Origin of the sequence: Frisingicoccus caecimuris, from assembly GCF_004340975.1 — a bacterium.
Lineage (GTDB): Bacteria > Bacillota > Clostridia > Lachnospirales > Lachnospiraceae > Frisingicoccus > Frisingicoccus caecimuris.
The window spans coordinates 104,251-118,718 of the sequence record NZ_SLXA01000004.1; the positions used below are offsets into that span (position 1 = coordinate 104,251).

Annotated in this window: 12 protein-coding genes, 1 tRNA gene, 1 pseudogene and 1 riboswitch; of the genes and pseudogenes, 3 read left to right on the forward strand and 11 right to left on the reverse strand. The window is 42.8% G+C overall.

Features of this window, described 5'->3' with window-relative positions; genetic code table 11:
- Window positions 1-6: 6 nt before the first annotated feature.
- The 6 genes and pseudogenes from EV212_RS05925 to EV212_RS05950 form a co-directional block, all read right to left on the reverse strand.
- On the reverse strand, window positions 7-1,290 hold the full coding sequence (locus tag EV212_RS05925) for a BMP family ABC transporter substrate-binding protein (RefSeq protein WP_132090339.1): 1,284 nt from the start codon (window positions 1,288-1,290) through the stop codon (window positions 7-9).
- Between the two features lie 141 nt (window positions 1,291-1,431).
- A riboswitch (purine riboswitch) is annotated at window positions 1,432-1,530 on the reverse strand.
- Window positions 1,531-1,571: 41 nt separating this feature from the next.
- A complete protein-coding gene (locus EV212_RS05930; protein WP_132090342.1) occupies window positions 1,572-2,933 on the reverse strand; it encodes an InlB B-repeat-containing protein in 1,362 nt (453 codons plus the stop codon).
- Between the two features lie 6 nt (window positions 2,934-2,939).
- Window positions 2,940-3,671, reverse strand: a pseudogene (locus EV212_RS05935) (DNA/RNA non-specific endonuclease); the annotation flags it as partial.
- Window positions 3,664-3,960 carry a zinc-ribbon domain-containing protein gene (locus EV212_RS05940; RefSeq protein ID WP_132090348.1) on the reverse strand — a complete coding sequence of 99 codons (297 nt, stop codon included), beginning with the start codon at window positions 3,958-3,960 and terminating at the stop codon, window positions 3,664-3,666. The pseudogene EV212_RS05935 and the gene EV212_RS05940, both read right to left, overlap by 8 nt.
- A gap of 31 nt (window positions 3,961-3,991) precedes the next feature.
- Window positions 3,992-5,335, reverse strand: coding sequence for an MATE family efflux transporter (locus tag EV212_RS05945; protein WP_132090351.1), 1,344 nt, complete (start codon window positions 5,333-5,335; stop codon window positions 3,992-3,994).
- A 142-nt stretch (window positions 5,336-5,477) separates the two neighbouring features.
- A tRNA-Lys gene (locus tag EV212_RS05950) sits at window positions 5,478-5,550 on the reverse strand.
- A gap of 206 nt (window positions 5,551-5,756) precedes the next feature.
- On the opposite strand from EV212_RS05950, the gene EV212_RS05955 reads away from it, so the two are divergent.
- Complete coding sequence (locus EV212_RS05955; protein WP_132090354.1) at window positions 5,757-6,584, forward strand: mechanosensitive ion channel family protein; 828 nt, start codon at window positions 5,757-5,759, stop codon at window positions 6,582-6,584.
- Entirely contained in the window at window positions 6,577-7,851 is a 1,275-nt protein-coding gene (locus EV212_RS05960) for an AI-2E family transporter (RefSeq protein WP_132090357.1), read from the forward strand. The genes EV212_RS05955 and EV212_RS05960 overlap by 8 nt, the downstream gene beginning before the upstream one ends.
- A gap of 30 nt (window positions 7,852-7,881) precedes the next feature.
- Here EV212_RS05960 and EV212_RS05965 read toward each other — a convergent pair whose 3' ends face one another.
- Window positions 7,882-9,453, reverse strand: a complete 1,572-nt coding sequence (locus EV212_RS05965) for a D-alanyl-D-alanine carboxypeptidase family protein (protein WP_132090360.1) — start codon at window positions 9,451-9,453, stop codon at window positions 7,882-7,884.
- Between the two features lie 106 nt (window positions 9,454-9,559).
- Between EV212_RS05965 and trmB the strand changes: the two genes are divergently transcribed.
- On the forward strand, window positions 9,560-10,195 hold the full coding sequence (gene trmB / locus EV212_RS05970; RefSeq protein ID WP_132090363.1) for a tRNA (guanosine(46)-N7)-methyltransferase TrmB: 636 nt from the start codon (window positions 9,560-9,562) through the stop codon (window positions 10,193-10,195).
- A 250-nt stretch (window positions 10,196-10,445) separates the two neighbouring features.
- Here trmB and EV212_RS05975 read toward each other — a convergent pair whose 3' ends face one another.
- From EV212_RS05975 to EV212_RS05990, 4 genes are all read right to left on the reverse strand, one after another.
- Complete coding sequence (locus tag EV212_RS05975; RefSeq protein ID WP_132090366.1) at window positions 10,446-11,342, reverse strand: diacylglycerol/lipid kinase family protein; 897 nt, start codon at window positions 11,340-11,342, stop codon at window positions 10,446-10,448.
- Window positions 11,332-12,336: a 3'-5' exonuclease gene (locus EV212_RS05980; RefSeq protein WP_243115478.1), complete on the reverse strand. Its 1,005-nt coding sequence runs from the start codon at window positions 12,334-12,336 to the stop codon at window positions 11,332-11,334. The genes EV212_RS05975 and EV212_RS05980 overlap by 11 nt, the downstream gene beginning before the upstream one ends.
- A 127-nt stretch (window positions 12,337-12,463) precedes the next feature.
- Entirely contained in the window at window positions 12,464-12,913 is a 450-nt protein-coding gene (locus tag EV212_RS05985; protein WP_132090369.1) for an Hsp20/alpha crystallin family protein, read from the reverse strand.
- 147 nt (window positions 12,914-13,060) lie between these two features.
- The gene (locus EV212_RS05990; protein WP_243115479.1) at window positions 13,061-14,317 is read right to left on the reverse strand and encodes a glycosyltransferase family 2 protein; all 1,257 of its coding nucleotides are present in this window, start codon (window positions 14,315-14,317) and stop codon (window positions 13,061-13,063) included.
- Between the last annotated feature and the right edge of the window lie 151 nt (window positions 14,318-14,468).

The window sequence follows — 14,468 nt, forward strand, 5'->3', positions numbered from 1 at the left end:
AATAATTTAGAACATTTCATTCAATGTTGTAATTCCGTCGATACGAAGATCGAAATACGGAGCTGACCGCATCTCGGATTCATGGAAATATCCGTCAGAGATTACTTCGGTATCTGGTGTGTAATCTGCATCTGTATCCACATCTGCCATGTAGGAATCCAAAGCAGCGCCATCTACAGTGAATGTTGTTGTATCAAATACATGTAAATCACCGGAAACTAATTTTTCTTCAGCTTCTGCAATAGCTTCTGCGGTTCCCTCAGCTGCAGCAGCGTCATTTAAGTCTGTAAGAACGACAGAACCTTCGGCTATACCTTTGCACCAGTCAGCATCAATAGCTTCGCCATTTGCTACACAGTTTACAATGTATTCAAAATAAGGAGCCCAGTCGATCTTGGAAGAAACAATAAATGTATTCGGACAAGCGGATACTGTACTTCCGTTATAAGATACGTTTGGAACACCGGCACTCTCACAGGCTGTTGGTGCACCCATGGAGTCTGCATGCTGGCTGATCAACTTACAATCACGGCTGATCAGAGTATTTGCTGCTTCTTTTTCAGCAGTTTCATCATACCAGCTTCCCGTAAACTGTACTTCCATTGTAACGCTTGGGCATACGGATTTAGCTCCAAGATAGAAGGAGGTATATCCGGAAATAACCTCAGCATATGTATAAGCGCCTACATAACCAATCTTTGCTTCATCTTCAGTAAATTCGCCGTCAGCGATCATTTCATTTAATTTCATACCTGCAGCGATACCAGCCAGATAACGACCTTCATAAATAGAAGCGAATGCATTGTGGAAGTTATCTAAACCTGCTGTATGAGCCGTTGTTCCTGTTGCATGACAGAACTGAACATCCGGGAATTCTGCAGCGGCCTGTGCGATATACTGTTCATGCCCAAAGCTGTCTGCAAACACGATATTGCATCCACGGTCTGCCAGGTCAGCAGCTGCTTCATAACATTCACTGCTCTCAGGAATATTGGTTTTAAAGATGACCTGCTCATCAGAAAGTCCAAGTGCTTCCTTTGCAGCGTTTGCAGCATCGATGAAATTCTTATCATAAGTAGAATTCTCATCATGAAGGAAAATAAAACCAATCTTAATGTCCTTTAAATTTGTTGCTTCCCCTTTAGTTTCTCCTGCGGTTTCGCCTGTCTCCGTTGTTTCTGCAGATTTTTCAGAAGAACTTCCGGAATTGGAAGAACATCCGGTAAGGACACTCATGGACAACACCGTTGTCACTGCCAGAGCAAGTGCTAAAAACTTTCTCAACTTCATTTTCATACCTCCGTTTTTAATGAATCCTTATTTTGTTTTTCAGCCCAAAAATGAAAAAGAAAACAGACTTAATTACTTAAGTCTGCTGCCAATATGCGTCCATTACACTACTATACTCCAACAAGTAATCATCAAATGTAATAAGCTATCATAAGTACCAATAGTCACAACTTCCGGCGTGCGGTAGAAACGTTTGGGCCAGACATCCAAACCTATATTGGCATAACGCATTTAATCACTTTTTCATGGTAGCATACCCCTTGACCAAAGTCAACAAATTTCTACTTCTTTCCTTTTTGAATCCGGCTTCTGTAATCTTGTCTGTCGATAATCTCCTCCAATTCTTCCAGCTGATCCAGCTCTTTTTCAAGTCTCTGCTCTCTCCTCCGATTTCTTTCCCGGCGTCTCGCCAGCATTTCTCTTCTGCGTTTGCGTTTTAAGTTCTGTTCAACACGTCGGAAGATAACGAATACTACAGCGATAGCCGCCAATGTAGCCAGCGCAATAAGTACGGCCTTAACAACAGGGAACGGTATTTTCGTAAATGTCACCCTCACGTGGTGATCTCCCTGAACATTGTTCAGCGAAAAGCTTACCGCATCCTCCGCCATTTCCTGGACGGCACCGTCCAGCGTCAATTCTGAAAATTCATACCCCTCATCCGGAGTAAAATCGATTGAACATTCCCCGCCGCGAAGGACTGGAATCCGGGTTCCGCTGACCTGTCCATTCTCACTCTCCACCGTGACATAATGATAATAAGGCACCTGGGTTTTATAAAATCGTGCAACATGATTGGCATTTCCTGTGTAGATATTGACCACGGCCAGAATTTCTCCCGGTCCGATCTCACACAGAGATTCCGGTTCTTCAGATATCCCTTCATCAATCCCAAAATCCAGACGGGTCTCCTTGACCATACACCGTCCTTTTATGGAATACACACTGAAATAATCACCGATTCCCATATCCAATGTCAGCGGAAATGTGATAATATAATCGCCGCTCACCATACAATCCTGAAAATTGATCCCCACCGTCGAATCCTTAAATTCCCCCAGATCATCGATCACCTGGAAATTCCTGTCAAGAATTTTAAAGCTGTAGCCCCCATCCACATTGGTCTGAATCACATACTGGTCGAATTCCTCAATGTAATCAATACCAAGAATATTATAATCATCGGCTACCTTGACCGTCCGTTTATACGACAATGTATCCGGATCCATTACATAAAGGCAGCCCCGGTTCTCTTCAATCGTATTCGTATACAGAGAAACATAAATCTCATTGGTCCTTCGATTATATGTCATGCCATTTCCATGTTCCCATTCCCGGTCCTGAACACGATTTGCGAGAGAATACTGCTCCACCGGATTGCCGTCAGCGTCCTTATCATAACGATAATAGGCAGAGACTATATCCAATGTTTCCGAATTATCCGCCATATTTTCAATACAGATGATATAATTATCCGTCACGCACATGGACTGAATCACTCCGCCATGAAGCTCCTCCTCATGCACCAGTTCCCAACTCAGCCCGTCAAATGCTTCCGGTCCTGTAATTTCTGCATAAGTTTGAATAGGTATAATAAATATCAGAAGAATCAGAATTCCTCCGAGCCAGCGTTTTGCTCTCATTTATTCTTCTCTACTTTCTCCCGTCGTATAGTCAATTTCAATGCCCGGCTGTACATTAAACACATAAACATTAAATCGTATATCATGGCTTCCTACAGACTCAGCCTCCATCTGTACGCCGCTCGCCAGCAGATTGGCGCCCTCAAAAACCGGCGTTACCCTGTACATGACCGCATCCCCGGTCCGTTCGATGTATTCCGCCACCTCATTTTCCCAGGGCAGCATCCCTTCCACATTCATATATCGGGTACCTGTGATCAGATTTCTTTCGTTTGCATTTTCTCCGGTAAGCTGATAACCGATCAAATGGCAGCGGTTATACAAATACTTACCGTCGACAAAATCATATTTCACCGTATGCCACCCGGAAGGCTTTACTGAACCAATGGCCCCCCGTTCCTCCACAGGCATAAGCTCCCGGCTGATTTTTGCTTCCGCAATGCCACATCTTCCAAGGGCATCCCGTTCACTGTAATATTCATAAGCCGGACCATTTTTATCTTCGTCACTAAAAGAAGGCTCATTCTCATTCACTACCACATAAGGCTGACCCTCATACTCAGGAATCTCTTCCAGGTTTTCCACCTGCCGGGCGGACATAAATATATTTGAATAAAGCCCCTGATAAGAGCCATATCCGGCCGCCAGAGCACCGATCAAAGCAAGTCCGGCAACAATCCTTCGAAATCCAAAGGCTTTGCTTTTCCTGCTCCGGGAGGTTCTGCGTTTTCTACTCATTTTCTGTCTCCGTTGTCTCTATTGTCGTTTCCACGGCAGTTTCCGCTTTGTTCTGATAATTATAGGTAATCTTTCTCACCGCACCCAGAATAATCAAAATCCCCAGAATAATTCCGGCCATCATCATATATTTTCCATCAAAATGTCCCATTGTACTTTCAATATCGTCTTTATATCCCGCCTGCTTCTCTCCGGAAGCCTTTGTCTTTTCTTTTTTTACAGGTGTCCCGCAGGACCGGCAAAAACGGTCGCCCGGGTCAACTTCTTTCCCACATCTTCTGCATACCATAATTTATTTCTCCTTTATACATTGTTTTCTTCTATCGAATCTGCTTTTGACGCCATTTTCCTGTACGATACTCGCAGAACGAAATCAAATAATTAGCTGTCCATCCGATGGGTACCGCATACCAGACGGCCGGCATTCCCAGAACCGGAGACATTAAAAAGGCAAATGCCACCCGGATTCCCAGATTTACCAGATTCGAAATCGTAAACACCGTCATATCCCCTGCGCCCCGGAGTAAACCGTCCGTAATCATCTTCAGACCGATCATTGTAAAGAAAAGGCCCATAAATCTCAGATAGGACACTCCGGTGGATAAAGCAATTCCTGTGGAATCTGCCCCGAGAAAAGCGCCGATGATTCCCCTGTTACAGGTCTCCAGGATTACCAGAATAAGTACGCCAAAAAAGGCAACTATACCATAGGCCGCATGATATCCCTGAACGACCCGGTCTTTTTGATCTGCACCGATATTCTGAGCTGTAAAGGTGGAAACCGCATTTCCCATGGCCGACATCGGCACAATGCAAATCCCTTCAATACGAATTCCGGCCGAATAGCCAGCCAGCGCTGCCGAACCAAAACTATTGACAACACTCTGTACCAGCATCATCCCGATGGATACAATGGACTGCTGTAAGATGGACGGCAGGGCAATCTTCACCATACGTCCCAACATTTCCCCATCGAACAAAACGCCCTGTTCCGGCTGACCTTTCAAATACCGGACAAGTACAAAAAAAGAAATCACTGCCGAAATACCCTGAGCAATAATCGTAGCCAGCGCCACACCGGCAACGCCCATATGCATCACCATAACCATAAACAGGTCCATAATGACATTCAAGATAGAAGAAAAAATCAAAAAGTACAGAGGAATCTTTGATTTTCCCAAAGCATTAAACACACTGGCCAAAACATTATACATGAATAAAAACGGTAATCCGACAAAATAAATCCTTAAATACAATACCGCCTCGGCAAAAATATTGGCCGGTGTCCGGAGCCACACCATAATGGCCGGACTGGCTGACACTCCGAAAACCGCAAGAACAACACTCACTGCAAAAAAACTGGTCAGCGCCGTATACACAGAGGTTTTCATAGAACCATAATCCCGGCTTCCAAGATACTGGCTGGTCAAAACGGAAGACCCCACGCCACCACCAATGGCAATACATATAAATACATTCGTTAAAGAATAACTGGCTCCAACCGCTGCCAATGCATTTTCGCTGACAAACTTTCCTACAATAGCGGAATCGGCCATATTATAAAACTGCTGGAACAGATTACCTATAATCATCGGCATGGCAAAAAAGACCATCGACCAAAGCGGTGACCCTTCCAGCATATCCGTTGATTTTTTCTGAAACATCCTGCTCCTCCTTAACATCCATACCTTATTATACGCTATTTCCCTGTTTTGTAAAATAAAAATGAAGTCATCCATCGGATCTCATACAAGTAAAAAAGCACCGTCCCCGCAGCTCCTACGTCTGCAAAAACAGTGCTTTGTGTGCGCCTTCAGGGGCTCGAACCCTGGACACCCTGATTAAGAGTCAGGTGCTCTACCAGCTGAGCTAAAAGCGCATATACTGTACATTTTTCAGTGCAAATAGAATTATATACTGGTTTCCGGAAATATGCAAGTACTTTTTACAAAATCTACAGAATTTTTTTGAACTTTTTTTTGAAATATTTAAGATTTACCGGTATCCCCTGTCGACTTTTTGTACTATAATAATATTATTATTAATACAGAAAGGAAGATTTGGTCATCCCAAACACCCCCTATTATGAATACGGACACAATTTCTCAAATTTTAGAATTATCTATAGGCTCTCTCTCGGTAGAGAAGTTATTTTATATTTTGCTCCTGACACTTTTATGCTATATTGTGAGCAAAATCCTCTTAAAAATCTTTAAGAGAATCATACAGCGGTTTTCTCCGGACCGCTCCATCCAGGTATTCCTGAACAACGGGCTGAAAATCCTGTTGATTTTTATTTCCATTATTATTATCACCGAATATCTCGGCATACCGACGACATCCCTTGTAGCATTATTGAGTGTGGCCAGTTTGGCGATTTCTCTGTCTGTTCAGGGACTTTTATCCAATGTGGCGGGAGGACTGACGATCCTCTTTACCCGTCCCTTTGCCGTGGGTGATTATATTAAACTGGATAGCCTGTCCGGCAAAGTCACTCAGACCGGACTTATATACACTCAGCTTTTGACTCCGGAGAATAAAACGGTTTTTCTTCCAAACAGTCAGGTTGCGGAGGGGCGAATCATCAATTATACCTCTCAGACACAACGGCGTATTGAAATTTTTGTTGGCGCTTCCTACAACGCCCCTGTAGAAGATGTAAAAGAAGCCCTCCATGAAGCCATTCGCTCTTTTCCTGATTTAATTCAGGAACCGTTACCTGCCGTCCATGTACGCAACTATCAGGACAGTTCCATCCAGTATGTCATTCATGCCTGGGTGCCTACGGAATTGTACTGGGATGCTTACTATATATTGATGGAAGAAATCAAAAAATCCTTTGACCGGCATCATATTGCTATGGATTACCCGCATATGAATATTCACATGATAGGAGACGAGAATAATGGATGAACCCCAAAAACAGCCGAAGCGTAAAAAACGTTTCGAGTCCAATAATACTTACTTTACCATCTGTATTTACGCAATTGCAACTTTTGCCATCTGTCTGCTGATTTTCCGATTTACCAGCAACTGGCAGTCCACAAAAAACCAGATCGGCCAGATACTGTCCGTCTTTTCACCTTTTCTTCTTGCATTTTTAATTGCTTACTTTACTAATCCAATGGTAAAACACATTGACAATTTTCTTTTTCAAAAAACGCTGAAGCATAGGTTTGAACGGGGACATCTGCTGCTTTCCATGATTCTGGCCTATGTGATCGCCATCGGCGCGATCATCCTCGTGTTTATCTTTATTGTACCTCAGATTATAAACAGTATCAGTCAGCTTGTAAGGATTTCACCGACGCTTTATCAGAACGCACTGGATATGCTCTATTCTCTGGATGAACGCTTTCCGACTCTGGATTTATCTTTTATCTACCAGGCAGCGGAAGATGTCATGCCGGATTTATTTAATTTTTTCCGTACATTTATGTCGGATACGGTCCTTCCGTTTTTATACAACGCCGGCCTTTCGATCATTAGCTGGTTTATCAATATTATATTGGCCTTTGTCATCTCCTGCTATCTGTTATTCAGTAAGCAGAAGCTGATCAAATCATTAAAACGGGTAGCCTATGCCATTTTCCCGGAAGACATCTGTCTCACTCTGTTTGATACCTTAAAAGACTGTAACCAGATTTTCAGCCAGTACATCATCGGAAAGACGTTGGATTCCACCATTATCGGTATTCTCTGTCTCGCCTGTATGACCATTTTAAAACTGCCTTATGCGCTGATCATCAGCTTAATTGTCGGAATCACCAACATGATTCCTTACTTTGGACCATTTATCGGAGCCGTTCCGGGTATATTGATCCTGCTCATTATCAGCCCGAAATCTTCTCTGATTTTTGCAGTTTTAATCCTGGCGATTCAGCAGTTAGACGGTTCTGTCATCGGACCAAAGATTCTCGGAAAATCCACCGGCCTCCAGCCGATTTCCATTATCTTTGCCATTACGGTCGGCGGCGCTCTTGCAGGGCCTCTTGGAATGTTCCTCGGCGTTCCGATCGTTGCCGTCCTGACCTTCCTTATCAATAAGCTGATAAACTACATTCTTAAAAAAAAGCATATTGAACCAGATTTAAGCAATACAAAAGATTCCCGGACTTCCGAACGGTCGTCAAACGACCCATTTATCGACGAATTTGAAGAATCAGATCCAAACGACTAACAACAAGTAAAGCGTACACTTCAGATCAAACTAAAGTGTACGCTCATTTTCTTTTCTCTGCTTCTCTTCCAGACGTTTTCTTCGAAGCCGTTCATAATTTTTTCGTCTTTTACGCCGACGCATCGTGTGCAAAAATATGCTGAACATCAGAATGAGAATAAGTATTACTGCTGCACAAGCAGCCACCCATACAGGTGATATCTCCATTCGGAGCAAACGACCATAGAGAGATTTTGCCGCTGCATTGACCGAATCTTTTGCCGAAACCGGCATCTGCTGCTCTTTCGCTTCAAGCATTGCCATTAATCGCTCATTGGACATGACCGCATTCAAAGAAAGCGTGGTGTCCGAAGCAAGTTTCGGCAAAACCATATATACAGGAACGCTGCCCATACAGCGTACACCATCGTAATATTCCACCGTTCCGCATTGGCCCGTGTAGGAATCGTAGGGCGGAACTCCCAAAGCCACGGTATTCGCCGGTACAAAGGTTTCCGTCAACTCGGCCAGAGACCCATTTACCCTCACGTCCACTAATTTGCCCGAATTCAAAAAGAAATTCCAGCTATTTATCCGATGATCAAAGTTCCACACACTCTGCCAATCTTCTACCTCCGCTTTGAGCCGGAGCGCCAGATCTGTCTGATCTGTGACAGAGGTCTTTGCGTATGTATTAAAACAATAATCCAGTGCCTGAATCGTATCTGTATAGTGATGCCAGTTCTGTGCTTTCATCGTCACACAGACAAGCCGCAGGCCATTTCTTTCCGCATAGGTCACCAACGTACTTCCCGCCTCTGAAGTAAAGCCGGTCTTTCCGCCCAGACACCCTTCGTAGGTATATTCCGAATCCATATACATCTTATGTTGTTGAATCAGCTCTATCGGTTCTTCTTTTTTATTTGTTTTCTCAATGACATAGGCCGGTTCCTGAAGCAATGACCGGAATTTTTTATTTGTATATGCCAGCCGGGCAATCTGTGCCATATCATAGGCTGTTGTATAGTGATTATCGTCGTGCAGGCCATTCGGATTGGTAAAATGGGTATCTTTACATCCAATACCCGCCGCTGTCTTATTCATCAGTTCAGCAAAGGCAGGAACCGAGCCGGACACGGCCTCTGCCAATCCGCATGCAACCTCATTTGCTGAAACCATCATCAATGCATGAAGCGCCTGGTCAGTAGAAAGAACCTCGCCTTCCTCCATTCCGATATTCATATCCATCCATATATCAATGCCGTCCAAAGCTTCTTGCGTGAATGTAATTTCCCCGTTTAAATCCAGATATGTACAAGCCAGATACCCGGTAAGCACTTTCGTTATACTGGCCGGATACAATCTTCGATTCATATTTTTACTATAAAGGACTGCGCCCGTATCCATATCAATAACCGCGACACCTTCCGAATACAAGACGATATCTTCCGTTGAAACCTCATCATCCGGTTTGATTTCCGGAGGCGCCTCTGTCTCCGATTCCGATTCCGCCGCCACCTCCGGGGACTCTCCTTCCGTGTAAATATCTTCCTCCGCATAAACCGGAAAAACAAAAGACAGACTCAGAATGCCAATCATAAACAGCGTAAATAATCGCTTCATCGAATTCTCCTTTACCTGAAAATTTACATTACATTATATAGTAAATGAAAGTAGAAAAAAAGTCAATTTTATGATATATTCGTACGAAGAAGGAGTTGATACAGACATGCGTTTACGAAATGTAAAAGGTTCACGGGAGACCATTGCGGCTAATCCCCTGGTCATCTGTGATATCACAGAAAAAAAAGGACAGTGGCATGAGGTCTTTGAAAATTCAAAACCTCTTTATATAGAAATCGGTATGGGAAAAGGGCAGTTTATTCTGGAAATGGCCCGGAGAAATGCGGACAAAAATTTTATCGGCATTGAAAAATATTCCAGTGTTCTTGTCCGCGCCCTGGAGAAGTGTGAAACCTTCGAAGGTGATAACCTTCGTTTCATCCGTATGGATGCAGAAAAAATCACCGAAGTTTTTGCCCGGCATGAAGTCGACGGTATCTACCTGAACTTTTCCGACCCATGGCCGAAGGACCGCCATGCAAAACGCCGCCTGACCTATCGTGACTACTGGAGCCGCTACAACGAGATTCTCAAACCGGAAGGCGAGGTCATCTTCAAGACTGACAACCGACCGCTTTTTGATTTTTCTCTGGAAGAAGTTCAAGCCGCCGGTTGGGAATTAACCGACGTTACCTGTGACCTGCATCACAGTCCGGCTGTCGAAGACAATGTTATGACCGAATACGAAGCCAAATTCTCTGCTTTAGGAAATCCCATCCACCGGCTGATCGCCCGCCGATAACACACTGTCAGCAGCTTCACATATAATGATTAATAATAACTTTGAGGCCGATTTGTTTTGAAAAATCAAAAAAATTTAAATAAAAATTTATCTGTTCTCTGTTACGACCATAAAGCGCTGGACCGTTGTTGTATCCAGTGTCACAAATCATGGAAAGAGGTCTGTCAGTTTATTTTGAATATCGGCAGAAAAAAAGATTGTTGACACCTTCACGGTTTTTATATGAAAAAAGTGCCGCATTCTGCGGCACTTAAGGTACGATTAATTTTATAGCCTTTGGTATAACAGAAAGCTCCACCGGAAGCTTTCCAAAAACCTGACCATCATAATCAACAACAATATCCGTATCATCTGCCGATTCTATCCGAATCCGCTCTGTTCTGAAATGCCGCACCTTCGGATGCTTCACCATCTTTTTCGTCAATGCCTGTATACCTAACCCCGGCATCTGCCCCAAATCCATCTTCTTTACGATCATGACATCCAGTGTCCCGTCATCCGGATCCTTTTCCGGAAGCCCCCGGTACATTCCAAAACCGGCGCAGGTATTCAACACCATAAAGCTGATGACTTCTCTTTCTCCCTTAAACTGCATCGAATCAAACCGAACCTTTAAGGTTTCCACGCCCTTCTTTGAGAAATCCAGAGCGCCTTCCATATAATAGGCCAGCTTCCCAAGTACCGCTTTTGACTCCTGAGAAACTCTATCCCCCACATTCGATCCAAAGCCGCCGCTGACCCGGTTGATAAAATATCGATCGTCAATCCTGCCCACATCGATACGCCGGATTTTAAATTCCATGATCATCTTACAAAAGGCCTCCGGCGTCTGCGGTGGTTTTACATATTGGGCAAAATCATTGGCCGTCCCTACGGAAATAACCGCTAAAGGCGTCTCGCTGCCACCCTCCATCAAACCGTTGACCACGTCATTCAACGTACCGTCACCGCCAACGGATACGACAAAATCGTACTCACCCTTTTTTATATTTTTCGCTTCCGCAAGTGCGTCCCCCTCTTGTTTCGTGTAAACCACATCCACCTGATTTACCACCTGATTTAAGACAAGGCATCCAACCACACTTTCAATACTTTTTAAAAAATTTTGTTTTCCGGATGAAGGGTTAATAATAAACTTAGCCTTCATGCGTTCCCTCCCTGTGTCTTTTTTCCTGACGCTTCTGGCGCAGCTCTTCTTTCATATCCCCAATCCCGGCCGCTCCTGCTGCGTCAACCGGACGCAGTGTCTTAACTACAAAAAATTTATCCTCATCCGTCTTTTTCAGCCGAATCTTACCACGGATATATCCATGTTCCGCACACTCAGCCAGACAATAATAGGCCCTGTTCTTTCCTGAAAACCAGCGAATTCGTTTCAATGCCGGTTTACCACACCGATAACACCGGGTCGTACGCACTTCCCTGTCGGACATGGCCGCCTCTTTGCTCTCAAATTCCTTTGAGATATACTTCGAATAATCCTCATACACCAGTTTGATTTCCTGCTTTCGGCTCTTTGGATTCTGATAATAATCTACCGTATACCACTTTGCCGCTTCTTTTTTATCCATTACGGCAAATATCTCCGCTGTATATTCGGCATCATTGATTGCCCGATGAAACTCACCTTTATGCCTGAGCTTCAGAAAATCCACCGCATATTCCAGAGACACTACGCTGCTCTCATGATTATAAAACCGGCAAAACAGCTTTTGTACATTGTAATATTTAATCGGACCGACAAGCAGATCTTCCAAATGATAAAACTTCATATTTCTCTGTAGTTCCAACAGATCAAGATTCCCCCAGGTACAGAACATATAGTCCTCACCGCACCAAAGCATAAAATCAACCAGTACCTTTGGGAACACGGTCCCCCGGTTTAAATCTTTCTCCGTAATGCCCGTCAGATTTTTTGTTACATGGTTCATCTTTCTGTAGACCTTCGGCTTGATCATTTCACTGAACCGATCAATCTCCCGTCCCTCTTCATCCAGCTTTACCGCTCCTATTTCAATAATTTCAAACGGAAGACGTTTATTTGAAGCGTTTTTACCGTATGGGGACTGGTTCCATTCAAAATCCACGACAACATATTCCATAGCTAACTGTCTCACTCTCTCCGTTACATTCCTTATCATTATATCATATGTCTTTTATAACTGCGAGGACTTCTTTAAGGACGTAATTTTGTTCCCTTTAAACACTAACAAAAAACCGGGCGCCCTTCAAGGACGCCCGGAGAAAGCAGTAAGGTATATAAAGCAATTAACCTTCAATGGATATATATTTCTGTTCCTCAATTTTGGCCGGTTGTGTTTTTGGAACAGTCAACTTCAAAATACCGTCTTCAAATTTTGCGTGAATATCTTCCTGACGGACATTCTCACCCACATAAAATGTTCTGGAACACTGTCCGCAATAACGTTCACGACGGATATATTTTCCATTGCCGCCATTTTCATTATTTTCTTCATTCTTCACAGCTGTAATTGTAAGATAGCCTTTATCAAGTCTGGCTGAAACATCCTCTTTTTTATATCCCGGGAGTTCCATGTCGACTTCATAAACTCCATCGGCTTCTTTCACATCGGTTTTCATCACTCCCGTTCTATAGTCATTCAGCATACGTCCGGAATCACCAAAGAAATCTCTTCCGAATGGGAAATCCATCATCTCATCAAATAAACTGTTATTAAAAATACTAGGCATTAACATACATCATTCCTCCATTCGACTGTTTTATATGTTTTATTTGTTCTAGATGTAATATAACAGATATTAATCTATATGTCAACCCTTTTTTTAAAAAAAAATTGAGAGACATCTACAGATAGTATGTGTCTCTCAGTTAAATTAAATTCATTATTGACCTTTAATCTGATTTGCCGTAACAGCAACCGAATGGGGAATCGGTTTCCAGTGAATCTTTGCAAACAGCGCCACAATGGATATCGGCAAATAAGTAAACATAAATATTGGAAATGTGAATAAATAAAATACTTTCTTCCGGGTATTACAATAAATATTTTTCCACTCCGTCAATGTTGTTATCAATCCCATAACAAAGAATGAAACATAGGAGGCAACCACCGAATAAAGCGCCAGCGAAGTCAGCGAATCCATTAATATTTTAGAGCTTGTATCCTCCGCGACAACAACGCCCAGGCAGGCCAGAATAATCAACACTGTCACTAAAAGCCCCGGAAGCAATGTCATAAACATATCGTAACAGGAAAATTTAAATTCTATAAAAATCTTTTTGATCAAATCTCTCCCATATCGGAAAAACACCTGGTAAAATCCTTTTGACCAGCGCAGCCTCTGATTCCATGAATCAATAAATCGTACCGGCTGTTCATCATAAAACATGGCATCGGCACAATACCCAATCTTATCACCCCGGATAATATTTTCCGTTGAAAACTGAATATCCTCCGTCAAAAGGAAACAGTTCCAGCCACCATTCCGTTTGATGATATCTTTATGCACAAGGAAGCCTGTTCCCGAAACCACACAGCTTGCTCCGAGAATCATTCGGGCATTATTCAAATATCTGGCTTCTCTTAAAAACCATAATCCATAGCCGGAAGTAATCCAGTTATCACTGTAATTTTTTGAATTCCGATAACTGGTGACCAGAGAATATCCATTATCAAATACCGTATTCATCTGGCTGATATAATCCTTCTCCAGAATATTATCCGCATCAAATACAAAATAACCTTCGTAATAATCCGGTCCATACTGCTGCTTGATCATGCCGAGCAAATAGTTTAAAGCATATCCCTTTCCCTTTTGCTGCTCATCATATCTCTCAAAAACAATGGCTCCCGCCTGCCGCGCAACAACCGCCGTATCATCCGTACAATTATCCGCTACAACAAATATATCCACAAGTTCCGATGCGTAGTCCTGGTTCTTTATACTTTCAATGAGATTTGCAATAACAGCTCTTTCATTCCGTGCCGATATCAACACGGCGTATCGATGAAAATTTTCAGCAACGAACCGTTTCGGTTTACAAAAAAGACCAACAAGCAAATACAATGTCTGATACAAATATAAAAGAACAAATATCCGAAGTATACATACAATAATAATATCCAACGTATTTCCCATATACATCACCTTTCTGTTCCAATGCCCACATATACTAACGTAGTATATCACCTTATATACATTTGTCTATGTCATAAAGCCTGAAAAATTCTTACATTTTTCTTACAAATCCTGTCATTTTTTTTAATTTTAATGTTTTTTCTTTAATAAA

What these genes read in the sequence shown, in the direction of transcription:
- EV212_RS05930 (WP_132090342.1), bottom strand. Translation starts at nt 2,933, where the DNA reads ATGAGAGCAAAACGCTGGCTCGGAGGAATTCTGATTCTTCTGATATTT.
- EV212_RS05945 (WP_132090351.1), bottom strand. Translation starts at nt 5,335, where the DNA reads ATGTTTCAGAAAAAATCAACGGATATGCTGGAAGGGTCACCGCTTTGG.
- trmB (WP_132090363.1), top strand. Translation starts at nt 9,560, where the DNA reads ATGCGTTTACGAAATGTAAAAGGTTCACGGGAGACCATTGCGGCTAAT.
- EV212_RS05975 (WP_132090366.1), bottom strand. Translation starts at nt 11,342, where the DNA reads ATGAAGGCTAAGTTTATTATTAACCCTTCATCCGGAAAACAAAATTTT.
- EV212_RS05985 (WP_132090369.1), bottom strand. Translation starts at nt 12,913, where the DNA reads ATGTTAATGCCTAGTATTTTTAATAACAGTTTATTTGATGAGATGATG.
- EV212_RS05960 (WP_132090357.1), top strand. Translation starts at nt 6,577, where the DNA reads ATGGATGAACCCCAAAAACAGCCGAAGCGTAAAAAACGTTTCGAGTCC.
- EV212_RS05955 (WP_132090354.1), top strand. Translation starts at nt 5,757, where the DNA reads ATGAATACGGACACAATTTCTCAAATTTTAGAATTATCTATAGGCTCT.
- EV212_RS05940 (WP_132090348.1), bottom strand. Translation starts at nt 3,960, where the DNA reads ATGGTATGCAGAAGATGTGGGAAAGAAGTTGACCCGGGCGACCGTTTT.
- EV212_RS05925 (WP_132090339.1), bottom strand. Translation starts at nt 1,290, where the DNA reads ATGAAGTTGAGAAAGTTTTTAGCACTTGCTCTGGCAGTGACAACGGTG.
- EV212_RS05990 (WP_243115479.1), bottom strand. Translation starts at nt 14,317, where the DNA reads ATGGGAAATACGTTGGATATTATTATTGTATGTATACTTCGGATATTT.
- EV212_RS05980 (WP_243115478.1), bottom strand. Translation starts at nt 12,336, where the DNA reads ATGATAAGGAATGTAACGGAGAGAGTGAGACAGTTAGCTATGGAATAT.
- EV212_RS05965 (WP_132090360.1), bottom strand. Translation starts at nt 9,453, where the DNA reads ATGAAGCGATTATTTACGCTGTTTATGATTGGCATTCTGAGTCTGTCT.